Below are 5,436 nucleotides of genomic sequence, written 5' to 3'. Positions count from 1 at the left end.
GGTTCGACTGACAGAGTCGCGCGAACGCGATCGGTCAGTGGTGCGTGGTCGGTCGTCACGGTGGCAGCCCTGTTACTGCTCGTTCGGCGGGGCGAACGACAGACGATCGAAGACCAGCAGGCTCTCCACGATCGTGTTGCCTCGGACGGTGAAGTACTCCGCGGCGAGAGCCGTACTGGTAGCGGCTGTGCGCGGGTAGTAGAACAGCGCGACGTGGTCGCCGTCGGCGAAGCTCGCCACGTCGGTCAGGCCGGTCAGATTCGGTATGAAGGCGGCCAGGTATGCACGGTAGGCGTCCTTGCCGATGAGGTCCTCTCCCGGCGCCCGGCACACGATGTCGTCGGCCACCAGGGTCATGGCACGGTCGAGGTCGCCGCTGGTCCATGCCTGGTGGTAGTCCAGGACGGTCTCAAGGGCGGTGGACGTGGATGTCTGTGTCATGACGTGCTCCTTCACAATGGTTGGTTCCGGTTGGCGCGGTCCCCGATCGGCACCCAGGTGTCCTGGCCGGCGTCGCCTCCTGGAACGACGATGCGCAGGCGCGAGAGGAAGTGCGCCCATCCATCGGCGTGACCGTCGAGTTGAGTGTCCGGCAGGCCGGAATGCACCAGATCGACGCGGGTGCCGTGCGCGGTCGGCGTGAGGGTGAACTCCACCGTGGAGGCGCCCGGTGGCAGGTCCGGACTGCCGGCCACTCCCCAGGAGACGAGCACACGACGTGGCCGCTCCACGTCCATGTACTGACCCCGGATGGGGTAGCCGGCGATGTCCACCGCGAACTCTCCGCCGACACGTGGATCGAGCGTGGCGTGCTGGCCCATCCACGCTGTCATGCCGGCCTCGGTGACCAGGTAGTCGAACACCTCTGCAGGCGTCGCCTGGATCTCGATCGATGTCGCGTACTCAGCCATCGCCCTCACCCTTCTGGGATTCGATAGCGGTCTTGAGCGCGGCGAGCTTGGTCGGCCAGAACTCGTCCAGGTACGCCCGCACCGCTGCCAGCCCGTCAGTATCCACCGCGAACAGGTGGCGCGTGCCATCGCGGGTACGACTGGCAAGCCCGGCTGCACGCAGAACCCCCAGATGATGCGACGTCGTCTGCTGAGACAGGCCCACCTCGTCGGCGATCCGTCCGACCGAGCGCGGCCCGGAGCGGACCACCGACAGGATCGCTCGGCGATTACCGTCCGCCAGAGCACGCAAGGCCTGGTCGAGGTCGGGAGCAGAATCGGCTGCCATAAGACTCCTACGGTGCGGGGTGAACACCACCGTAACACAAATATCTGTTTGTACTCATGCTCACGCGTGAATTGCCTGCGTTCGGCGAGACGCACGCTGCGTGCGGCAGGGCATGCTCAGATGTCGCGGACACGGAGCGCGGCGTGGCTGGCGACGCCGACACCACGAGCGGCGAGACTTGCGCGCCTACCGCTGACGTCGGCGGCTGTCACCGCCCCCGGCCGCGGGTGTCAGTGATGACCCGAACGTCGCTCATCTGGCTTCCTCCCTTGCCATGGGTCGCAGGACGGCGACGTCAAGGAGGTGGCCACCATGCGCGGCGGGCGGCAATACTTGTGCTCCGTGATTGAGGAGCATGACCCGGATTGGCCGAGACAATACGAGGAAGCGGCGAAGGGAATCCGCGAGGCTTCCGATGGCGAATGGCTGGTTGAGCACATCGGATCCACCGCCATCGAAGGGCTGTGCGCAAAGCCGATCATCGACCTCGCCGTTCGCGTCGAACGCCTCAGCGACGTCGAAGACAAGTTGCCGGCACTGGAAGCGCTCGGTTGGCGTGACATTGCTGCTGGCCCACGCACTCATCGGGTCTTGGTGAGGCAGCGTGGAGATGTGCGCACACACATTGCGCACTTCTTCTGCGCCGAGCAATGGGACACCTGCAACCAAAGAATCTTCCGTGACTGGCTGCAGGAGCACGCGGACGATCGCCTGCGCTACGAAACGGTCAAGCGAGCCGCTGCTACCGCCGGCCTCAGCGGCCGGGCCTACACGGCGGGCAAGACTGCCATCGTCCAGGAGATCGTGGACCGCGCGAGGACGGCACGCGGCCTCCCCTCAGTGAACGTCTGGGACAAGTGACCCGTCTACCCGGCCCCAGATGACAACACCAGCATCGTCCGAGCTGGAGAGCTTCGTTTCCCATGCCGGAGGGCTTCCACGATGGCACGACGCGTGTCACGGTTGCCCGCAGGTCAGCGCCGTCCGCGGAAGGTGCGCCGTAGATCTTCGACCCACTCGTCCGGGATCTCCCACGGAATGAAATGCCCACCGTGGTCGTGCGCAGTGACGTTGACGTGGTTGTACCAAGCGGCGCGGTCGCTGTCGAGGAAGTTCTGTACCCGTTGTTCGTCGGTCGTCACGCCTGGCGGATTCTCATAGCCGACGAGGGTGATGCCCGTGGGAGCCTCGACCACCGGCCAGCGATCATGCGACGGCGTCCACGGGTAGCGGTTGTTGTTGGCGTAGGTGCGGATCGATGTCTCGATGGCGTTACCCGCCCAGTAGATCATCGCGTGGGTGAGTAGATCGTCCTTGCTGAAGACCTTTTCGACGTCTCCATCGTTGTCGGACCAATTCGCCCAACGTTCCAGCATCCAGGCGAGCATGCCGACCGGCGAGTCGGCCAGCCCATAGGAGAGGGTGCTCGGGTCGAGGACATGTGCGGCCAGGTGGACGGCGAAGCGCTTGTCCAGCGCGACGACCCGAGCGTGAACTTCCTCGGGCAAGCCGTCCGGGATGGGCCTGCCGCCACTGAAATCCCAGGCGCGGTCGCCGTTGAAGAAGGTGAGCTTCAGGCCGGACCCGATGTGGATCGCGTAGAGCTCGTCGGCATACTTGTGCCCAAGCTGCCCGGCGACCAGCGCACCGACGTCGCAGCCTCCAGCCGCGTACCTCTCGTACCCGAGGACGCCGGTCATCAGCTCGTGCCAGACATCAGCGATCTTCCAGAAGTTCATATCTGGCCGGTTCGCCAGCGGTGTCGAGAATCCGAAGCCGGGCAGTGACGGAACGATCAGGTCGAACGCGTCTGCCGGATCGCCTCCGAACGCGGCCGGATCGGCGAGCCGGTCGATGACCTTGGACCAATGCCAGAACGTCCAAGGCCAGCCGTGGCTGAGGATCAACGGCACCGGGTTCGGCCCGACGCCCGGTTTCCGCATGAAGTGGACCGGCACCCCGCCGACGTCGACGCGGTAGTGCTCGTACGCGTTGATCGCACGCTCAGCGGCGCGCCAGTCGAAATCTTCCGCCCAGTATTCCACCAGTTCCTGCAGGTAGGAGCGACGCACGCCGTAGTAGCCGTCATCGTTACCGGCATCGAGCGGCCACTTGGTCATGGTCAGCCTGCGACGCAGGTCATCGAGGACCTCGTCGGGCACATGGAGCGGTACCGGCTCGAGAGGGAAAGATCGCGTCGACATGGAACGTCCCCCTAACCGTCACGTCGCTCTGCGACGGAACCGGACAGGCGATGCTCGTCATGTTCGGCGAGCGTCGTCCTGAGATAGTTGCGGCCGGTCCGGCCGAGGCGATCGATACGTTCGCGAACGGGCACGATTGTCTCCTTATCTAGTCGCCTGTGGCGTCGTCGGCCGCTGCGATCTCGATCAGACGAGTCAGCACGCTCGCTGAGCCAGCGAGCACTTCACGCTCCTGATCGTTCAGGCGGTCCACAAGACGCGACAGTTTCGCCATCCGGTCTGCGTGACGAGACCGGACGATCTGCTCGCCCTCCTCGGTGAGGGACAGCAGTACAGCACGGGCGTCGCGCGGATCACGACGGCGCGACACCAGCCCATCTCTGTCCAGCTTCGCGACCAGGCTCGTGAGCGCAGGCTGCTTCAGCTGCTCTGTTGCCGTCAGATCGGTCAGCCGCATCGGGCCGTTTCGCGACAAGGTGTGGAGCACGGACAGGGTCGAGAAGCTGAACCGCCGAACCGACGGGAGCCGGATGAAGATCGTGGCGAAGTCTTCGATCGCGGTGGTCAGCTCATCGATGTCCAGCGTGCCGTCTGCGTCTGGAAGTGCCACGTCCCGAAATATATATCAATGTTCGATGTAAATCGAGCAAGCCAGCGATTCCACATACGTTGTCAGTACCGTCGTTTATGGTCACCGGCATGGCTCAGCCGTCCTTCCTCGCCGCCATCCGGGAGTCGTACGACACCGTGGCCGCCGACTACGTCAAGCGCATCAAGCCCCCAGCCGAGATGGATCCGCTGGGGCGTGCGATGCTCGTCGCGTTCGCCGAGCTCGTGCAGTCAGCCGGACGAGGACCGGTCGCGGACGTGGGATGCGGACCCGGCCGTGTGACGGCGCACCTGGCCGGGCTGGGGCTGCCGGCGTTCGGCATCGACCTGTCGCCGAAGATGATCGAGTTGGCCCGGCAGGCGTATCCGGACCTGCGGTTCACCGTGGGCACGATGACAGCGCTGGATCTCGGCGACGACGAGCTCGGCGGAGTCCTCGCGCTGTTCTCCACGTTTCACACGCCGCCGGAACACCTGCCGACGGTGTTCTCCGAGTTTCATCGCACGCTCGCACCAGGTGGTCATCTGCTGCTGGGCACATATATCGGAGACGACGAGCACCTACGGCCGACACAGGCCTACGGCGGTCACCCGGTGTCCTACGAGGCCTACTTCCTGCCGATCGATCGCATTGTCGACCTGCTCGGCCAGGCCGGGCTCACCCTGACGGCCAAACTCATTCAGGAACCCGACGAGCGAGTGAAATGGCCACACGCCTGTCTGCTGGCCCGCAAACCCTGATCCTCAGCACGCCGCCCCGCATGCTGCTGTCCGGCTCCGGCAGCGTGGAAGCTTACTGCCACTGTGACGACGTCGTCAGCCGGGTTCTCTGGCGGCGCGCCGGGCCACGTCGATGGCCTCCGCCGGTGTCGACAGGGCCGGGCGGCCCACGATCTCCCGGACCACGTCGAACGGGAGTTTGGGCTCCCTGTCCTCGGTCAGTAGCCCGTTGCGCTCCTGCTCGGTGTCAGTCAGCTGGGTCCAGCAGAATCCCGCCAGCTCAGTGCTGTCGAGCACCGCGTCCACGAGCCCACGGAACTCCTCGGCCAGCTGCTCGACCGAGTCGACCGTGGCGTATCCGTGCCAAGCCTCGTCCGCTTGCGGCTTCAGGCTGAGCCCACCGATCTCTGTCAACATCACCGGCTGGCCACGGAAGACCGGGTCGCCGAGCAGCGCGGTCCGCCGCGCCGGAGGCCGATCGCCGAGGATCCGAGCGATCCCGTCCCGGTCGGCGTAGCGCCGGCGGATCGACTCCCCCGTGGGCGCGTAATCGTGCAGGCCCCAGATGTCGCTCTCGGTGTGCTCCCAGCCGTCGTTGGAGATCACCGGCCGGGTGCCGTCCAGGGCCTTCGTCAGGTGGTAGAGGGCGGTGGTGGCGTGCCGC

The 5,436-nt window shown here is 65.6% G+C and carries 8 protein-coding genes and 1 pseudogene; 2 read left to right on the top strand and 7 right to left on the bottom strand.

Annotated elements, in window-relative coordinates; genetic code table 11:
• Positions 1-72: 72 nt before the first annotated feature.
• The 3 genes from ELR45_RS14690 to ELR45_RS14680 are packed head-to-tail and all read right to left on the bottom strand — an operon-like array spanning position 73 to position 1,239.
• Complete coding sequence (locus tag ELR45_RS14690) at positions 73-441, bottom strand: nuclear transport factor 2 family protein (RefSeq protein WP_129667061.1); 369 nt, start codon at positions 439-441, stop codon at positions 73-75.
• A gap of 11 nt (positions 442-452) precedes the next feature.
• The gene (locus ELR45_RS14685; RefSeq protein ID WP_129667060.1) at positions 453-911 is read right to left on the bottom strand and encodes an SRPBCC family protein; all 459 of its coding nucleotides are present in this window, start codon (positions 909-911) and stop codon (positions 453-455) included.
• A complete protein-coding gene (locus ELR45_RS14680) occupies positions 904-1,239 on the bottom strand; it encodes an ArsR/SmtB family transcription factor (protein ID WP_129667059.1) in 336 nt (111 codons plus the stop codon). Before ELR45_RS14680 ends, ELR45_RS14685 begins: the two co-directional genes overlap by 8 nt.
• A gap of 312 nt (positions 1,240-1,551) precedes the next feature.
• Here ELR45_RS14680 and ELR45_RS14675 point away from each other — a divergent pair, with 312 nt between their 5' ends.
• The gene (locus ELR45_RS14675) at positions 1,552-2,100 is read left to right on the top strand and encodes a GrpB family protein (protein WP_129667058.1); all 549 of its coding nucleotides are present in this window, start codon (positions 1,552-1,554) and stop codon (positions 2,098-2,100) included.
• Between the two features lie 113 nt (positions 2,101-2,213).
• Here the strand turns inward: ELR45_RS14675 and ELR45_RS14670 are convergent, their stop codons facing one another.
• From ELR45_RS14670 to ELR45_RS14665, 3 genes are read right to left on the bottom strand one after another with little or no spacing between them, the layout of a single operon-like run.
• Positions 2,214-3,443, bottom strand: a complete 1,230-nt coding sequence (locus ELR45_RS14670; protein WP_129667057.1) for an epoxide hydrolase family protein — start codon at positions 3,441-3,443, stop codon at positions 2,214-2,216.
• A gap of 11 nt (positions 3,444-3,454) precedes the next feature.
• On the bottom strand, positions 3,455-3,577 hold the full coding sequence (locus ELR45_RS42110; protein ID WP_276320682.1) for a hypothetical protein: 123 nt from the start codon (positions 3,575-3,577) through the stop codon (positions 3,455-3,457).
• A 14-nt stretch (positions 3,578-3,591) separates the two neighbouring features.
• Positions 3,592-4,053, bottom strand: coding sequence for a MarR family winged helix-turn-helix transcriptional regulator (locus ELR45_RS14665; protein ID WP_129667056.1), 462 nt, complete (start codon positions 4,051-4,053; stop codon positions 3,592-3,594).
• An 89-nt stretch (positions 4,054-4,142) separates the two neighbouring features.
• On the opposite strand from ELR45_RS14665, the gene ELR45_RS14660 reads away from it, so the two are divergent.
• Positions 4,143-4,793 (top strand): class I SAM-dependent methyltransferase, encoded by a 651-nt coding sequence (locus ELR45_RS14660; protein ID WP_129667055.1) that lies wholly within the window; start codon positions 4,143-4,145, stop codon positions 4,791-4,793.
• A gap of 75 nt (positions 4,794-4,868) precedes the next feature.
• On the opposite strand, the pseudogene ELR45_RS37870 reads toward ELR45_RS14660, so the two are convergent.
• Positions 4,869-5,436, bottom strand: a pseudogene (locus ELR45_RS37870) (glycoside hydrolase family 2); the annotation flags it as partial.

Origin of the sequence: Phytoactinopolyspora endophytica, assembly GCF_004138495.1 — a bacterium.
In the GTDB taxonomy this organism is placed as follows: Bacteria; Actinomycetota; Actinomycetes; order Jiangellales; family Jiangellaceae; genus Phytoactinopolyspora; species Phytoactinopolyspora endophytica.
Note: the sequence above shows the minus strand (reverse complement) of the source record. Positions and strands in the feature narration are given on the sequence as shown.

Excerpts from the sequence above, each read along its gene's own strand:
- ELR45_RS14690 (WP_129667061.1), bottom strand. The coding sequence starts at position 441 with ATGACACAGACATCCACGTCCACCGCCCTTGAGACCGTCCTGGACTAC.
- ELR45_RS14685 (WP_129667060.1), bottom strand. The coding sequence starts at position 911 with ATGGCTGAGTACGCGACATCGATCGAGATCCAGGCGACGCCTGCAGAG.
- ELR45_RS14675 (WP_129667058.1), top strand. The coding sequence starts at position 1,552 with ATGCGCGGCGGGCGGCAATACTTGTGCTCCGTGATTGAGGAGCATGAC.
- ELR45_RS14660 (WP_129667055.1), top strand. The coding sequence starts at position 4,143 with ATGGCTCAGCCGTCCTTCCTCGCCGCCATCCGGGAGTCGTACGACACC.
- ELR45_RS14680 (WP_129667059.1), bottom strand. The coding sequence starts at position 1,239 with ATGGCAGCCGATTCTGCTCCCGACCTCGACCAGGCCTTGCGTGCTCTG.
- ELR45_RS14670 (WP_129667057.1), bottom strand. The coding sequence starts at position 3,443 with ATGTCGACGCGATCTTTCCCTCTCGAGCCGGTACCGCTCCATGTGCCC.